This is a genomic window from Kordiimonas gwangyangensis DSM 19435 = JCM 12864 (assembly GCF_000375545.1).
Taxonomy (GTDB): Bacteria; Pseudomonadota; Alphaproteobacteria; order Sphingomonadales; family Kordiimonadaceae; genus Kordiimonas; species Kordiimonas gwangyangensis.
The window spans coordinates 477,853-494,208 of sequence record NZ_AQXF01000004.1; the positions used below are offsets into that span (position 1 = coordinate 477,853).

Genomic DNA, 16,356 nt, shown 5'->3' on the forward strand with positions numbered 1-16,356 from the left:
AGGTTAGGGCATGTCTGAAAGACTGACCAACATATTGGGTTATCTGACACTCGTCGCCATTCTGGCAGCGATATGGGTGATGTTCGGGGAAGACCCGAGCCGCGAACAGGGCGGCCGTGGCGAAGCGACATTTGAAGGCCTGTCTGAGCGCATCAACGATGCAGCGGGTATTGCAATCACGCAAGGCAAGGCAACCACGCATCTCAACAGGGTCGGTAACGACTGGTTCGTGATCGAGCGTGACGGCTACAAGGCCGACCGCATGGCGGTGACCGACTTCCTGCGTGGCCTCGCGCTTTCCGAACGGCGTGAACCCAAAACCGCAAACGAAGAACGCTTCGACAAGCTGGGCCTTGGTGATGGTGAAGCGCTGGTGATCAAGGTGCTGGACGGTGACGACCGCACCCTCGCTGAATTCCTGATGGGCACCCGCAAGGACAGTCCGAACGGCCGCTCGCTGACTTATATTTTCCAGGACCATGACACCCGCGCATGGCTGGTGTCGGGCCTCGCTGACACGTCCGCCAAACCGGCGTGGTGGCTTGATAACAGCGTGCTGGATATCGCCGAGAACCGTTTTGCCCGTATCGCCTTCCCTAAGGTCGCGATTGTGCGCGAACTGGGCGAAAGCAAATACACGCTTGAAGGCCTCAAGGATGGCGAAGCGGCGGAAGCCGACTGGCAGTTGCGTGACCCGGCGCGCGTGCTGTCGAACCTGAGTGCGGATGATGTGCGCCGGTTAGCGAACCCGATCACCGACCCGGTGGCAACTGTGACGGCAGACACCTATGACGGCCTGCGCCTCACCGCCACGCTTTATCAGTTTGATGGCGCCACTTGGGCGCAGCTCAAGGCTGATTACAGCTCCGAACGCGCGGGCGAGGGCAAGGGCGGCATGCTGCCTGACGCGCCGATGGACGGAGAAGGCGAAGCCGCGTCCATCAGCGAACGCACACACGGTTGGCTCTTCAAGTTGAGCGACTATGACGCCAAGGTTCTGATGCGCAAGCGCGCCGACTTCCTCAAATCTGGCAAGACAGAAGACTAGCTGCCCCTTGACGTGGGCGACGGCGTCCCTAAATGAGGGGCAGCATTTGCTGCATGCCCGGCGCGAGAACCTTTGAAGGGGCCGGTGGTGCGACACTCAACAAACACAAAAACTGAGGGTAAAAATGTCTGACGTAAAGACGGAGAAAATGGGCTTTGAGGCCGAGGTATCACGCCTCCTCCATATGATGGTGCATTCGGTATATTCCGAACGTGAGATATTCCTGCGTGAGCTGATCTCGAACGCGTCCGACGCGTGTGACAAGCTCCGCTACGAAGCGCTGACCAACCCCGCGCTCAAGGCGGGTGACTTTGGCATCGCCATCACCGTGGACCCGGACGCCAAGACCATGACCGTGGCCGATAACGGCATCGGCATGAACCGCGAGGACCTGATTGATAACCTCGGCACCATCGCGCGCTCCGGCACGTCCAACTTCATGGACAAGCTGACGGGTGACAGCAAGAAAGACGTGCAGCTTATCGGTCAGTTTGGTGTGGGTTTCTATTCCGTCTTCATGGTTGCGGATAAAGTGACGGTCACTACCAAAAAGGCAGGTGAAGAGCACGCTTGGCTCTGGACCAGCGATGGCCTTGGTACCTATGAGATCGCGGAAGCGCAGAAGGAAAATGTGGGCACTGAAATCGTGCTGCACATCAAGGATGACGCCACCGAGTTTCTCGAGCGTCACCGCCTGCAAAATATCGTCAGCACCTATAGCGACCATATCGCTGTGCCGATCACACTTGCCATCAAGGGTGGCGACGCGGAAGCGGCTGAACCCAAGATTGTCAACGAAGGTTCGGCCATCTGGACACGCGCCAAGTCTGACATCACGGACGAGCAGTATACCGAGTTTTATCGCCACGTTGGCCATGCGTTTGACGAACCCGCGCACACCCTGCATTACCGTGCCGAGGGCATGCAGGAATATACTGTGCTGCTGTTTGTGCCCACGCAGCAACCGATGGACCTGTTTGACCCCGCGCGCAAGAACCGTGTGAAGCTTTATGTGAAACGTGTGTTCATCACCGACGACAGCGACGACCTGCTGCCGGGCTGGCTGCGCTTCCTGCGCGGCGTGGTGGACAGCCAGGACCTGCCGCTCAACGTCAGCCGTGAGATGTTGCAAAACAACCCGACACTCAGCCGCATGTCGAAAGCCATCACCAAGAAGGTGCTGGGCGAATTCGAGAAGCTGGCCGAGAAGGACACCGACAAGTTCCTCAAAATCTGGGACGAGTTTGGCGCGGTCATCAAGGAAGGCTTGTATGAGGACTTCGAACGCCGGGACGCGATCCTGAAGCTTTCACGCTTCAAATCGACCGGTGTGGACGGCTGGACAACGCTTGCCGACTATGTCTCGCGCATGAAAGACAAGCAGACCAGCATTTATTACGTTACCGGAACAGATGCGGCCGCAGTTGCGAAAAGCCCGCAGCTTGAAGGTTTCCGTGCCAAGGGTATCGAAGTGCTGCTGCTGTCTGACGCCGTGGATGACTTCTGGCTGCAGATGGTGACGGAGTTTGAAGGCAAGCCGTTCAAGTCCATCACGCGCGGCGCGAGTGAACTGAAGGATATCGCGGGCGAAGAGAAGGCTGACGAGAAGAAGGAAGCTGCGTCTGAGGGCGCCATGGCAACACTCGCCACACTCATGAAAGAAGTGCTGGGCGAGAAGGTCAAGGATGTGCGGGCATCTGACCGCCTGACGGAAACAGCAGCCTGCCTCGTGGCTGACGATAGCGGCATGGACCTGCACCTTGAGCGTATCCTCAAGGCGCACAAGAAGCTTGACGCAGTGTCGGCGAAAATTCTTGAAGTGAACCCGTCGCACCCGATGATCCGCAAGCTGGCAGAGAAAGCGGGCGACAAGGGCGCGATCGACAGTCTCTCGGACGCAGTGCTCTTGATCCTCGATCAGGCCAAAATCCTTGAAGGCGATCCGCTTGACGACACCGCAGCTTTCGCGCGCCGTATGTCGAGCGTGCTGGAGCGCGGGCTGGCTTAAACACGCCTATACGCAGAAAAGCAGAAAGGCTCCGACATGCCGTTCGGAGCCTTTCCTTTTTGTGTTGGGCTGATGCCTGATGCTTGTGCTACAGCCTCAGGCGGGGGCGTCTCTCAACTCATTTACACAAGGAGGCGCTGGCCCATTTCAGTCCATCAGCAAAATGCCTTTATTTTTTGCCGCCCTTGCCAGCCGGCGTACCTTTGCCAGCGGGTGCGCCAGCTTTTTTGACGTTCGACGGGGTAGCGGTTTTAGACATTTTACCAGTGTTGGACATTTGATGTTGTCTCCAAAAGTGACCCAACCATTTGGGTCACGAGAGAAGATGTGGGAGTGCTCAAGCGGCCTTCAAGCCACATTAGTTTATTTCATCTGATTTGGTTCCGGGCTCCCCTTGAAGCCCGAAATCAGGACTGGATCTTGCGAATTTTGATGCCGGTGATCTGGTTGCGTTTGCGCGCCGTGATCTCGAACTGGAAGCCGTGGAACTTGTACTTCTTGCCGACAATCGGAATGGTCTCCGCCTCGTGGATCACAAGACCCGCGATCGTGGTTGCCTCGTCATCCGGCAGGTGCCAGTCCATCATGCGGTTGAGTTCGCGAAGCGACACCGTGCCTTCCACTTGCACGGCCCCATCCGGCAGCGGGCGTACGCCGGGCACTTCAAAGTCATGCTCGTCCGCGATGTCGCCCACGATTTCCTCAAGGATGTCCTCAAGGGTCACAAGGCCCTGAATGGCACCGTATTCGTCCACCACCAGGGCGAAGTGTGTCTTGCGTTCAAGGAAGGCGTTCAGCTGTTCCTTGAGGGTCGTGGTCTCTGGTACGAACCAAGGTTTGACCATGATGCGGCGGATGTTGAAGCGGTGCATTTGCCCACCCGCACGGCGGAGCGCACGCAACACATCCTTGGCATGAAGCACGCCCACGATATTTTCCTGGTCGCCATCATAGACCGGCAGGCGTGTGTAGGGGCTACGCACCACTTGTGTGATGATCACATCCGGGCTGGTTTTGATATCGATCGCGTGCATCGAAGACCGGTGCACCATCACATCTTCAATGGTGATTTCGTCAAGATCGAGGATCGAACCCAGCATGTGGGTGTCTTCCTTGATGAGGCCGCCTTCCTTGCGGTGCAGGTCGATTGTGCCGCGAAGCTCTTCATGCGCTGTGAGCGCGCTTTCGATGTTCGAAATATCGACGCCAAAAATGCGCAGGGTAAAGCGCACAATCACGCGTACCAGATGCACGATGGGCGCAAAGAGCGCGACGATAATCTGGATGAAAAAGGCAACCTTGAGCGCCATTTTATCCGGGTTCGCGATGGCGTAGGATTTTGGCAGCACTTCCGAGAAGATGAGCACAAGCGCGGTCATCACCAAGGTGGCGTAAACTACGCCTTCTTCACCCACCAGACGCATGAGAAGGCTGGTCGCCAGCGCGGAGGCCAGAATATTCACGAGGTTGTTGCCAAGGAGGATAGCGCCGATCAGTCGCTCAGGGTCCTCAATCAGCTTGGCGACACGCTTGGCACCCTTGTTGCCGTCCTTGGCCATGTGGTGAATGCGTGCGCGGCTGGCGGCCGTGAGCGCTGTCTCCGAGCCCGAGAAAAAGCCCGAAAGGAACAGCAGCACAAAGATGATGCCTGCGGTAATCCAGAAATCAGAATTCAGTAGCGATGCGGCGTCTGTAGCCACGTCCATGGTGTTTGCTCCGTCTGGCGGCGTTCCCTGGCAGGGTTTTCCTAACCCTTTATGGAAGAATGGAGAACCTGCCGCACAAGATCAAGGTCAATGCCCTTATGGGTGGCTGCGCCCCCGATGGGCCCGAGGATGAAAACAATCTCGCCTGCGTCGACCTTTTTGTCCTGCGCCATGTGGGCAAGCAGGCGGTCTGCGTCAAGATCGCGGCTAATTTCAGCCGCTTTTGTTTTCATGCCGACAGTTTCAAGGTGCGCGGTCAGGCGTGTGAGGTCGGCAAGGTTTGCAAGCTCCATACGCATGCTCACTTCAAGCGCCATCACCATACCGACGGCAACCGCTTCGCCGTGAAGGAGCGTGCCGTCATAGCGGCATTCAGCCTCAAGCGCATGCCCGAAGGTGTGGCCAAGGTTGAGGAGTGCGCGTTTGCCGGCCTCAAACTCATCTTCGGCCACAATGCGGGCCTTTGCCTTGCAGCTTGTTGCCACGGCATAGGCTTGCGCCTCGCGGTCGCCGTCAATTACCGCTTCGCCGTTTTCCTCAAGCCAGGAGAAAAAGTCCGGGTCGTCAATAAGGCCGTATTTCACCACTTCAGCGTAGCCTGCTTGCAGCTCGCGGTGCGGCAGGGTGGCGAGAAGCGCGATATCAATCACCACGCGGCGCGGCTGGTAGAAGGCACCAACGAGGTTTTTGCCAAAAGATGTGTTGATGCCGGTTTTCCCGCCGACCGAGCTGTCCACTTGCGCCAAGAGGCTTGTGGGCACCTGAATGAAATCAACACCGCGGCGCAGCACGGCGGCTGCAAAGCCCGTTATGTCGCCAATCACGCCGCCACCCAGGGCGAGCAGCGTGTCCTTGCGCTCAACGCCCAGCTCCAGAAGCTGGTCCAGCAGCTTGCCGAACTGGTCGAACGATTTGGTTGCTTCGCCAGCGGGCAGCACAATGTCGTTCACCTTGATACCCGCCTTCTCGAGCGCAGTGCGTGCGGTCTCAAGGTGCAGAGTAGCCACATTGGCGTCGGTGATGATGGTCACGCGCTTCTGACGCAACACCGGGGCCACGTGGGCACCCAGGTTTTCAAGCAGGCCATCGCCGATCAGGATATCATAGGAGCGCTCGCCAAGATTAACCGGCACGGTGTGCAGGATGTTTGTGTCGTCGCTCATGACGTTTTCTCTGCTCTTTCCTTGAGGGCATCCACGATACGGTCCACCACATCCTCGTGCGGGCCATCGCTTGAGGCGATGCGCAGGTCAGCTTCTGCATAGAAGGGCGCTCGCTCGGCCGCGAGGCGGGCGAGGATTTCCTTAGGGTCACCGGTCTTCAGAAGCGGGCGGGTATCGCGTCTGGCTGTGCGTTCCACCAGCACTTCGATATCGGCATCAAGCCAGATGGATGTGCCTTTTTCTTTAATAAGCGCGCGGGTTTCATTGTTGATGAACGCGCCACCGCCCGTGGCCACTACTTGTGGCTTGCCGTCGAGCAAGCGGCCGATCACGCGGCGCTCGCCGGAACGGAAGTCCGCCTCGCCAAAACACTCAAAAATTTCAGCGACAGACATACCCGCCGCTTTTTCAATTTCATGGTCGGAATCAACAAAGGGCAAACCAAGCTTTTTCGCGAGCCTGCGGCCCACCGTTGTCTTGCCCGCGCCCATCAGCCCGACAAGCACAACAGTACGCTCCGCGCCCGGTACAGGGCGGCGCCGTCTGGGGGCTTTTGCAGCCCGGACTGTGGTTTTTCTTGCCATGCAACGCTGTTTACACGCGGGGCCGGGCTTCGCCAATGGTTTTTATGGAAACCAGTTCCATATTTCCGCCGCAAAAAAGGCCCAAGGAAGAAGCACTTGACCCACTTCACCTTTTCCTGCCCAATTCACACGCATTCGCCTGACGCGTGGCTGGACTTGGTGAATTTGGCGTCCTATAACACGGTTCAGGATAGTTGGCCGCACAGGTTGCGGCAAAACGGGTAAAAAGGGTGGTTCATGTCGAAGTTTACCAAAATTCTGCTGATTGTCGGCGTCGTTGCAGTTGCCGGTGGTGCGGTTTTTCTCATGACATGGGACATTCCTGCGCCCTCGGAAAAAGTGACGAAAACGCTTAGCAATGACCGCTTCCCGTCCTGATAGGCTGTTGCGCCTCAAGGCAACACTGAAAGCATCCCTTCTGGGCGCCGCTGCCCTGTGCGCGCTGGCGACCATGAGCCCTGCTCACGCGTGGCAGGAAGAGGAACAGGAAACCACCGAGGCTGAGGCAGAAGCCGCTACACTTGAAGCGCAGGCAGAGGCCGCGCGCCAGGCGGAAGCAAACCGCCGCTACTATCTCGGTCGCGCGCCGAAGCTGAAACGCCAGATGGGCCCCGCTGTCGGCAGCCCGCGTTCCATCCTGCCCCAACCCTATTTGCCCAAGGGCACCGTCGATATTCCGCCCGCCCCGGAAGGTGGCGCAGGTGACGGCGTGCCGGACATGAGCGCCGGTGCGGCTGACACCGCCACGGGCGCGGTACCGCAAACCGCCACTGGTGAGCCTTATGCCATCGAGCGTGTAGGCGCAGAAGAGCCGCAACTTTACCCTGACGGCACTCCCATCACCGAGGGTGAGCTTGATATGCTTGACCCGTCCGGCACGGCTGTGCTGGCAGCGGACGAGGGTTTCCCTCGTGATTTCTGGGCCGGGCGCGACCGGGCCTATGTGCTGCGTGCGCTTGAGCGGCTGGCGACACCGTCCACCTCAGCCGCGCTCAATGATGCCGCGCGCAAGATTGCGCTTTCTGGCATGGTGCTGCCGGCACCGGCGACCGACGCGGAGGTCGACAGCTTTGTTGACGCGCGCCTGAACCTGCTGGCGGCTTACGGCGACCAGCAAGGCTATAAGGCACTGCTTGACCGCCTGCCGCAGGACCGTGACTGGAGCGGCATTTCCCGCCACACTGCCAATGGTTACCTGCTTTCGGGCCGCATTGAAGATACCTGCACGCTGGCCAGTGAAGAGCGTAGCGATGACAGTGACCCTTACTGGCTCCGTATTGCCGCCTTCTGTCGTGCTGTGAAAGCCGACCGCCGCGGCGTTGATTTCCAGCTTGGTATTCTTGAGGAAGCGACGGAGGTGAAGCCCACTTTCTATGCGCTGCTTGACCAGATTTTGATTGAAGCCGAACAGCAGGCGAGTGGTGTGATGACCGAAGCGCCCACGCTTTCGGCCCCGCTGCAGGTGGATGTGCTTGAAGCCACCATGGCACGTCTCGCCAAGGTAACTGTGCCGACACTGTCGGTCGAGAATGTCAACCCGCTCGCGGTTGACGCCATGCTCAGCCTGCCGGGTGTGTCGCAGCAGGCTAAAATTACGCTCATGGGTGAGGCACTTAAACACGGCTGGGTGTCGGGTGAGCGTTTTGCAGCATTTGTGCAAACCCTGCAGATCAGCGCTGACGAGGGCATGGCCGCGTTCGAGACCGCTGAAACCGATGACCGGTTCGAACTGGATGTGGTGTTTGCAGGCCTCGCCGCCACCAGCCCGGACGCGGACCAGCGCGAAGCGGCGGCCCGCACGCTGTGGCAACGGTCGCTCGTACGCGGCACGGCACCCGGTGTTGCTGGCGCACTACCGCGCCTGATCGACCGGCCGTATGATCTTGTCATCCGTGCGGCGCTTCTGTCTGGCGACACGTCTATGGCGGCGGATACCTTCACAGCGATCCGGTCAAATGTTGCAGGCGCTAACGAGGCGGCGGATGCAGCGCTGATGTCCAGCTGGCCGCTGATGAGCGCGCGGGACATTGTCTCCGCTCCTGTTGTAACGCCTGAGCGGTTGCAGGCATGGTGGACGCTGCAGGCGGACAAGGAAGAACGTTTCGCGCATGCAGGTCTTCTCTATGCTGTGCTTGAAGCCCTCGGGCATCAAGTGCCGGATGAGCTTTGGTTCGCGCTTGACGCTGGCCCGGTGCGCATGGACGGCGCGCAGGTTTCCATCGGCCCATGGCGCAGCTTCCTACGCGCGGCGCGTAGTGATGACAAAGCGGGCGCACTCGTTGCCGCTTTCCGCCTGATGGAACGTGGCGATATTCCTGCCACCCTCGCAGGCTCGCTTGTCGGCACCATGAAGGACTTGGGCTTTACCGTTGAAGCCAACCAGCTGGCTGCTGAAATCCTTGTTCTTCAGGGCCTGTAGGGAAAGAGGCCCATGGCGGACGCGGGCCTGATTGACGCTTTCCTTGAAATGCTGGCCGCAGAAAAGGGTCGCGCTGCCAATAGCCTGATGGCGTACCGGCGCGACCTTGAAGACTTTCTTGAGCATTCAAGTGCACGCCTTGAGACCGCTGAAGCGGAAGACCTGCGCGACTATCTTGCAGGCCTCCATAAACGCGGTATGAAGGCCGGGACTGTGGCGCGGCGGCTGTCGGCGCTCAGGCAGTTCTATCTCTTTCTTTATACGGACGGTGTGCGCGGCGATAACCCTGCGGCGAATATCGAGAGCCCGCGTCAGGCTCAGTCCCTGCCCAAGGTGCTGTCGGAAAATGACGTCGATCGGCTACTGGATACTGCGGAAGCTCAAGCCAGTGGCGGTAAACCTGAGGCGATGCGGCTGCATGCGCTTGTGGAAACGCTTTACGCCACTGGGCTGCGTATCAGTGAGCTTGTGGCGTTGCCGCGCCGCGCGGTTGGCCCGGATAGCGCCATGATAATGGTGCGCGGCAAAGGCGGGCGCGAACGTATGGTGCCGCTTGGCTCCAAGGCGCGGCAGGCCTTGATGGCTTATCAACATGTGCTGGACGCCAGCATGAAGAAGGGCGAGGAACGGTCGCCATACCTGTTTCCGTCATCGGGCGCGGAAGGCCATCTGACCCGTCGCCGTGTGGGACAGCTCCTGAAGGATCTTGCGGTTGCGGCTGGTGTGCTGCCGTCGACCGTCAGCCCACACAAGCTGAGGCATGCGTTCGCGACGCACCTTCTGGCTCACGGTGCCGACCTGCGGGCCGTGCAGCAGATGCTCGGTCACGCCGATATTTCAACGACACAGATATACACACATGTACTTGAAGAGCGGCTCAAAAGCCTTGTGCTTGAAAAACATCCGCTGAGCGGGAGTTGAAGGGGGAAAGATGAACACGGCCAAAGGCTTGGAATCCGTAGCGTCCGTGCTTATGTTTAAGCGTAGAGGACAAAACTTGACATTGGAGGCCGCATCAAGGATTTTGCGCGCCTCGATAAATCATGGTTTACTGTAACCATGGAACAGTCGCCAAAACATACGGGTGCTAAAGATATGATGACGTTTCTCGAGTTTGAAAAACCGATTGCTGAACTTGAAGGCAAGATACGCGAACTCAGGAGCTTCAAGGGCGGTGCCGGTGACGTTGACCTCAGTGCAGAGGTTGGTCAGCTTGAAAGCAAACTCGGCAAGCTTCTCAAGGAAACCTATGCGGGCCTCACGCCCACGCAGAAGATGCAAGTGGCCCGGCACCCGGAGCGCCCGCACTTCGGCGATATCGTGAACCATCTGTTTGAAGATTTTACCCCGCTCGCCGGTGACCGCGCGTTTGGTGAAGATCAGGCGCTGCTCGCCGGTCTCGCGCGCTTCCGCGGTGAAGCTTGTGTGGTCATGGGCCACGAGAAGGGCTGGGACACCGAAAGCCGTATCAAGCATAACTTCGGCATGGCGCGCCCTGAGGGTTACCGTAAAGCCATCCGCCTGATGGAAATGGCGGACCGTTTTGGCCTGCCGGTGCTGACGCTTGTTGATACCTCGGGCGCATACCCGGGTGTGGGTGCGGAAGAACGCGGCCAGGCGGAAGCCATCGCACGCTCGACCGACTGCTGCCTTGATGTGGAAGTGCCGCTTGTCACCTGTATCGTCGGAGAAGGTGGTTCGGGCGGTGCTGTCGCCATTGCTGCTGCCAACCGCGTGCTGATGATGGAACATGCCATCTACTCCGTTATCTCGCCTGAAGGCTGTGCCTCCATCCTGTGGCGCACCAATGAAAAAGCATCTGACGCTGCAACCGCGCTCAAGATCACCGCGCAGGACCTCCTGAAGCTTGGCGTGATTGACGAGATCGTACCCGAGCCGCTTGGCGGCGCGCACCGCGACAGCGAACGCGCGATGAATATGCTCGGCGACGCGCTTGAGCGTTCGCTCCGCGATATGGCCGGTGTTGATGGTGCGCGGCTCAAGGAACTGCGCCGCGCAAAATTCCTCGAAATGGGATCAAAGAGCCTTTAACTCACGCGAATCGTGGTGTAGCCTAGGCTCCAGACGAATAAAGCAAAGGCCCGGCCCCACATATGGTGGGGCGGGCCTTTGTGTTGTCTGGGGCAAATCACTAGATTTAGTGGGGTTAAACTTTCTTCCCACTTTATCTTGACGAAAACCTCGTTTCGACCTTATCCTACACACCTTGCTTCGCGGTTGCGACTCGGACGGGGGACTTCGGCCGAGGCTTCCAAGTAAGTTACTGATATATTTGCGCAAAGTTGATACGTTCGACTTTTGTTCTGTAATCGGGCACAATGGGCGTGTTCTCGATGCGGAAAAGGAGTCAGCGCCGCGTGGCTAGGGCGGACACAGGGAGAATGGGCACAATGTTTGAAGTCACACAGTTTGGGCGCGGTGGCGCGGTTGAAGTAGACCGCAGCCGGGACGCACTCCTCACCGAATTCGGCAAAGCAACGCTGGAAGACCGGTACCTGATGCCGGGCGAGAGCTACCAGGATTTGTTCGCGCGCGTCGCCTCCTTCTATGGGGATGACAAAGAGCACGCGCAGCGGCTTTATGACTATATCTCCAACCTCTGGTTCATGCCGGCGACGCCTGTTCTCTCGAACGGTGGCACCAACCGCGGCCTGCCGATCAGCTGCTTCCTCAACGAAGCGCAGGACAAGCTCGACAGCATCGTGGGCCTGTGGACCGAGAATGTGTGGCTGGCGTCCAAGGGCGGTGGCATTGGTTCCTATTGGGGTAACCTGCGCTCGATCGGTGAGACCGTCGGCGGTGTTGGCAAAACGAGCGGGATTGTGCCCTTCGTTCGTGTGATGGACAGCCTCACCCTCGCAATCTCCCAAGGTTCCCTGCGTCGTGGTTCTGCTGCGATCTACCTGCCGGTCAGCCACCCGGAAATCGAAGAATTTATCGAACTGCGCCGCCCGACAGGTGGTGACCCGAACCGCAAGACGCCGAACCTGCACCATGGTGTGCTGGTGTCTGACGCCTTCATGCGCGCGGTTGAAGCCGATGAAGAATGGGCGCTTACAAGCCCGAAAGACGGTCACGTCGTTCGTACCGTTTCCGCCCGCAGCATCTGGATCCGTATCCTGACTGCGCGTGTTGAAACCGGTGAGCCCTATATTATTTATAACGACACCGTAAACCGCCAGATCCCTGAGCATCACAAGCTTGCGGGCCTCACGGTCAAGACCTCGAACCTCTGTGCCGAGATCACACTCCCGACCGGGATCGACCATCTTGGCAACGAGCGTACGGCTGTTTGCTGCCTCTCGTCCCTCAACCTTGAATATTACAAGGAGTGGAAGGACCACGAGCACTTCATCCCTGACGTGATGCGTTTCCTTGATAACGTACTGCAGGACTTCATCGACCGCGCGCCGGACGAAATGGCCAAAGCACGCTACAGCGCGATGCGCGAACGCTCGGTTGGCCTTGGAGTGATGGGCTTCCACAGCTTCCTGCAGGACAATATGATCCCGTTTGAAAGCGCGATGGCGAAGGCCTGGAACAAGAAGATCTTCAAGCATATCCAGACGCAGGTTGACGCGGCTTCGGAAGCGCTTGCTTACGAGCGCGGCCCGTGCCCGGATGCGGCTGATTACGGCATCATGCAGCGCTTCTCCAATAAGACGGCGATTGCACCGACTGCATCCATCTCCACCATCTGTGGCGGCGCAAGCCCGGGGATCGAGCCGATTGCAGCCAACAGCTATAACCAGAAGACGCTTTCCGGCAACTTCATCGTTCATAACCGCGCGCTTCGCAAACTGCTTGAGGAAAAAGGCCAGAACACCGAAGAAATCTGGACGTCGATCACCATCCGTGAGGGCTCGGTCCAGCATCTCGACTTCCTGACGCAGGACGAGAAGGACGTGTTCAAGACCGCGTTTGAACTGGACCAGCGCTGGGTGGTTGAACTGGCAGCGGACCGTGCGGAATATATTTCGCAGGCTCAGTCGGTGAACATCTTCCTGCCGGCGAACGTGCACAAGCGTGACCTGCACCAGATCCACTATCAGGCTTGGAAGCGTGGCCTCAAGAGCCTCTACTACTGCCGCTCGAAGTCGATCAAGCGTGCGGAAGTGGTGGCAACCGGTTCGCACAAGAAACGCGAAAAGCCGGAAGTGCAGCTTCAGCTTGGTGGCGGCTCGACCGACTATGAGGAATGCCTCGCCTGTCAATAAGGCGGTTAGCCTGACGAATAAAAAAACACCCCCGGCCGTCTGGTCGGGGGTGTTTGTTTTGGTGGGCTAAGCCGTTGCTTTGACCGCCTTGGGGCGTAGGCCCTTGATATCCTCAAGCGTCATATAGAGGCAGGGCACGAGGATCAGGATGATGGCGGTGGCGAACACGATACCGAAGCCAAGCGAGATGGCCATGGGGATCAGGTGCTGCGCCTGCAGGGTGGTCTCAAGAAGGATTGGTGTCAGCCCACCGAAGGTGGTGAGCGTGGTCAGGATAATCGGCCTGAAACGCCTTAATCCCGCCATATGGATGGCGTCATGGGCTGATCGTCCTTCCCGGTTCTTATTGGCATAATCGGTCATGATCAGGCTGTCGTTCACCACGACGCCCGAAAGCGCGACGATACCCATAAGACTGATGAGCGACAGGTCAAAGCCCATGATAATGTGGCCGATGACCGCGCCGATGATGCCGAACGGGATGGCACAAAGCACAATGAACGGCTGCGCGTAGCTTTTGAACGCGATGGCCAGCAGCGCGTAGATGACGAAAATGGCGAGGCCAAAGCCGCCCCACAGCGCCTGTGTCGAGCGCCGCATCTCCGCCTGGCTGCCCTGGAAGCTCCAGGTCAGGCCGGGAAAGTCGGCCTGCAGCTTGGGCATGACATCTTCCGTCAGGGCCGTTACCACCTGCACTACACGGCGTTTGGGCTCTATGTCGGCCGAGACCGTCACCACACGCCGCCCGTTCCGGCGGGTGATGGAGCTGAAGGCTTCCGTATATTCAAACTCGGTCACGTCCAGAATGGGCACTTCAATGCCGTCCGGCGTGCGGATGACGAAGTTCTCCAAGCTGGCGAGATCAGACCGTTCGCTCTCGGGCAACTTTACCCGCACTTCGGTCTCGTTGGTGCCGCGGAGCTGGCGGATGGCGAGTGCGCCAAAGAAGGCACCGCGCAGCTGGTCACCCACATCCTCAGGCGTCAAGCCAAGGGCGCGGCCCTCGGGGCGCAGGCGGAAGTCGATGCGTTTGTTGCCGGCGTCGTAATTATCATTCACATCCGCCGCGCCTTCAAAGCTGCGCATGGTTGCCATCAGGGCTTGGCTAGCCTCGGCCAACACATCGATATCCGTGTGGCTGAGGTCGATGCTGATATCCTGTTGCCAGCCACCGGGGCCGCGCTCGGCCTCGAAGGTAATCTGGTCGACACCCTGAATATCGCCAAGCTCATCCCGCCATAGCTGGATCAGCTCCTTGGCAGTCATGCTGCGCTCATTGGGTGGGCGCATGACAATCTCGATATCGAGGAAGTTCTGCCCGCGTACATTGGTCTTGATGCCCTCTGCTGCGAGGTGGAGGTCATGTTCCTCATACATCTGCCGGGTGGCCTCGGTGATGGCGAGTGCCATTTTGCCGGCCTGCTCCGGCGTGGTGCCAACCGGCAGGCGCACGCCAGCCTCGATCTCGTCCGCTGATACTTCGGGCATCATGACCATGCCCATATGGTCGCTGCGCGCGTAACTGCCGGCAACGGCAAGCAGCGCGATAGCTGCGGTGATGGTTACATAGCGGTTGCGCAAGCACATATCGAGCACGCGGCTGTAGTGCGTGCGCACAAAGCGGTCGAAGTGGTTAGCAAACGCGGTTTGCCGGTCCTTGATCCAGCGGAACACTGGGTTGCCTCCTTCGCCGCGTTCAACGTGGGCGAGGTGGGACGGCAGGATAAACAGCGCTTCAAGGAGCGAGATGATCAGCACGGTCATCACCACCACCGGCAACGGCCACCAGAATTTGCCAGTCTCGCCCGGGATGAATAGAAGCGGGATGAAGGCGATTACGTTACTGAGGATGGAGAAGGTGACGGGGGCCGCAATACTGCGCGCGCCCACAATCGCTGCGGTCAGCGGGTTCTGGTATTTCTTGCGTGCCTCAAAGGTGTTTTCACCGACCACGATGGCGTCATCCACCACGATGCCGAGGGCGACGAGAAAGCCAAACATCGAGATCATATTGATGCTGACCCCAAGGGGCCCAAGGAACAGGATGCCGCCGATGAAGGAAACAGCCATGCCCATCATCACCCAGAAGGCGAGGCGGATGGCGAGGAACAGCGACAGGATCGCCAGTACGATAACAACGGATAGTGCACCGTTTTCAAGCAGCAGGTAAAGCCTGTCGCGGTATTCCTCAGCGTTGTTGCTGTCGATGCGCCACACCACGCCGGGCGGTAATGAGCGCTCATACTCCGCCATCACGCGGTATACCGCTTCTTCAATCTCAAGCGGGGACTGTGTACCGGTGCGGAACACCTCAAGCTCGACCGAGGGCACACCATTGAAGCGGCTATGGAAGTTGCCTTCCTCGAACCCGTCAGTGATGGTGGCGATGTCAGAGAGGCGCACCGTCGCGCCGCTTGCGTTCGCGACAATCTCGATATTCGCGAACTCTTCCGCCCATACCTTACGTTCCTGCAGGCGCAGAAGGATCACCCCGTCATGGCTGTTGATGGCGCCCGCCGGAATATCCTGGCTTGATGCTTCAATGATGTTTGCGACCTCGGGGAGCGTCAGGCCATAGGTGCGCAGCACCTCGGTCGGAATTTCCACATGGGTGATATAGTCCGGCACGTTGCCAAGCTCGACCTGCGTGATGTTCGGGTCGCTCAGCAGGTGGTCGCGCAGCTGTTCAGACAGTTTCCTCAGGGTCCAGGTATCCACCGGGCCATAAAGGCCAAGCTGCATGGCTTCCTGCTGTCGGCCCTGCAATTCCACCTCTGGCCGGTCGGCTTCCTCAGGGAAGGTGCGGATGCGGGCGATGGCCTGATCCACATCCTGGAAGGCCTTCATGCGGTCAGTGCCCGCGACAAACTCAATCTCGACACTGGCGCTGCCTTCACGCGCCTCAGAGGTAATCTCGCGGATGCCTTCCACTTGCCGCACCGCTTCCTCAATGGGCTGCAGGATACCGCTTTCCACCTCGCTCGGCGCGGCCCCAGGGTAGGACACGTCCACATTGACGATATCAAGCTCGAACTGTGGGAAGACTTCCTTCTGAATATTGAGGGCAGACCATATGCCGCCAATGAAAAGCACCATCATCGCAAGGTTTGCGGCGATGGCATTATTGGCCATCCAGGCTATCGGGCCCTTCTCCAGGGCAGGGTCGCGTTCAAAATCTGCCATGTTTGCG

At 58.8% G+C, this 16,356-nt stretch carries 11 protein-coding genes; 7 read left to right on the forward strand and 4 right to left on the reverse strand.

From position 1 onward, the window contains the following. Window positions 1-10: 10 nt before the first annotated feature. A complete protein-coding gene (locus tag B150_RS0113795) occupies window positions 11-1,048 on the forward strand; it encodes a DUF4340 domain-containing protein (protein ID WP_020400527.1) in 1,038 nt (345 codons plus the stop codon). Window positions 1,049-1,172: 124 nt separating this feature from the next. Continuing rightward, window positions 1,173-3,056, forward strand: coding sequence for a molecular chaperone HtpG (gene htpG, locus B150_RS0113800; protein ID WP_020400528.1), 1,884 nt, complete (start codon window positions 1,173-1,175; stop codon window positions 3,054-3,056). A gap of 407 nt (window positions 3,057-3,463) precedes the next feature. On the opposite strand, the gene B150_RS0113810 is transcribed toward htpG, so the two are convergent. From B150_RS0113810 to B150_RS0113820, 3 genes are read right to left on the reverse strand one after another with little or no spacing between them, the layout of a single operon-like run. Beyond that, window positions 3,464-4,762: an HlyC/CorC family transporter gene (locus B150_RS0113810; RefSeq protein ID WP_020400530.1), complete on the reverse strand. Its 1,299-nt coding sequence runs from the start codon at window positions 4,760-4,762 to the stop codon at window positions 3,464-3,466. Between the two features lie 41 nt (window positions 4,763-4,803). Beyond that, complete coding sequence (gene aroB, locus B150_RS0113815; protein ID WP_020400531.1) at window positions 4,804-5,925, reverse strand: 3-dehydroquinate synthase; 1,122 nt, start codon at window positions 5,923-5,925, stop codon at window positions 4,804-4,806. Beyond that, entirely contained in the window at window positions 5,922-6,509 is a 588-nt protein-coding gene (locus tag B150_RS0113820; protein ID WP_025896746.1) for a shikimate kinase, read from the reverse strand. Before B150_RS0113820 ends, aroB begins: the two co-directional genes overlap by 4 nt. Before the next feature lie 237 nt (window positions 6,510-6,746). On the opposite strand from B150_RS0113820, the gene B150_RS23345 reads away from it, so the two are divergent. From B150_RS23345 to B150_RS0113850, 5 genes are all read left to right on the forward strand, one after another. Continuing rightward, on the forward strand, window positions 6,747-6,887 hold the full coding sequence (locus B150_RS23345; RefSeq protein ID WP_020400533.1) for a hypothetical protein: 141 nt from the start codon (window positions 6,747-6,749) through the stop codon (window positions 6,885-6,887). Next, window positions 6,868-8,928 (forward strand): hypothetical protein, encoded by a 2,061-nt coding sequence (locus B150_RS0113835; protein WP_026168385.1) that lies wholly within the window; start codon window positions 6,868-6,870, stop codon window positions 8,926-8,928. The genes B150_RS23345 and B150_RS0113835 overlap by 20 nt, the downstream gene beginning before the upstream one ends. Before the next feature lie 12 nt (window positions 8,929-8,940). Continuing rightward, the gene (xerD, locus tag B150_RS0113840) at window positions 8,941-9,849 is read left to right on the forward strand and encodes a site-specific tyrosine recombinase XerD (protein ID WP_020400535.1); all 909 of its coding nucleotides are present in this window, start codon (window positions 8,941-8,943) and stop codon (window positions 9,847-9,849) included. Window positions 9,850-10,026: 177 nt separating this feature from the next. Beyond that, on the forward strand, window positions 10,027-10,980 hold the full coding sequence (locus B150_RS0113845) for an acetyl-CoA carboxylase carboxyltransferase subunit alpha (protein ID WP_369408038.1): 954 nt from the start codon (window positions 10,027-10,029) through the stop codon (window positions 10,978-10,980). 350 nt (window positions 10,981-11,330) lie between these two features. After that, the gene (locus tag B150_RS0113850) at window positions 11,331-13,166 is read left to right on the forward strand and encodes a ribonucleoside-diphosphate reductase subunit alpha (protein WP_020400537.1); all 1,836 of its coding nucleotides are present in this window, start codon (window positions 11,331-11,333) and stop codon (window positions 13,164-13,166) included. Between the two features lie 66 nt (window positions 13,167-13,232). Here the strand turns inward: B150_RS0113850 and B150_RS0113855 are convergent, their stop codons facing one another. Continuing rightward, window positions 13,233-16,349, reverse strand: a complete 3,117-nt coding sequence (locus tag B150_RS0113855) for an efflux RND transporter permease subunit (protein WP_020400538.1) — start codon at window positions 16,347-16,349, stop codon at window positions 13,233-13,235. Window positions 16,350-16,356: the final 7 nt, after the last annotated feature.

Coding starts and splice junctions, on each gene's coding strand:
- B150_RS0113795 (WP_020400527.1), top strand. CDS start 11: ATGTCTGAAAGACTGACCAACATATTGGGTTATCTGACACTCGTCGCC.
- htpG (WP_020400528.1), top strand. CDS start 1,173: ATGTCTGACGTAAAGACGGAGAAAATGGGCTTTGAGGCCGAGGTATCA.
- B150_RS0113810 (WP_020400530.1), bottom strand. CDS start 4,762: ATGGACGTGGCTACAGACGCCGCATCGCTACTGAATTCTGATTTCTGG.
- aroB (WP_020400531.1), bottom strand. CDS start 5,925: ATGAGCGACGACACAAACATCCTGCACACCGTGCCGGTTAATCTTGGC.
- B150_RS0113820 (WP_025896746.1), bottom strand. CDS start 6,509: ATGGCAAGAAAAACCACAGTCCGGGCTGCAAAAGCCCCCAGACGGCGC.
- B150_RS23345 (WP_020400533.1), top strand. CDS start 6,747: ATGTCGAAGTTTACCAAAATTCTGCTGATTGTCGGCGTCGTTGCAGTT.
- B150_RS0113835 (WP_026168385.1), top strand. CDS start 6,868: ATGACCGCTTCCCGTCCTGATAGGCTGTTGCGCCTCAAGGCAACACTG.
- xerD (WP_020400535.1), top strand. CDS start 8,941: ATGGCGGACGCGGGCCTGATTGACGCTTTCCTTGAAATGCTGGCCGCA.
- B150_RS0113845 (WP_369408038.1), top strand. CDS start 10,027: ATGACGTTTCTCGAGTTTGAAAAACCGATTGCTGAACTTGAAGGCAAG.
- B150_RS0113850 (WP_020400537.1), top strand. CDS start 11,331: ATGGGCACAATGTTTGAAGTCACACAGTTTGGGCGCGGTGGCGCGGTT.
- B150_RS0113855 (WP_020400538.1), bottom strand. CDS start 16,349: ATGGCAGATTTTGAACGCGACCCTGCCCTGGAGAAGGGCCCGATAGCC.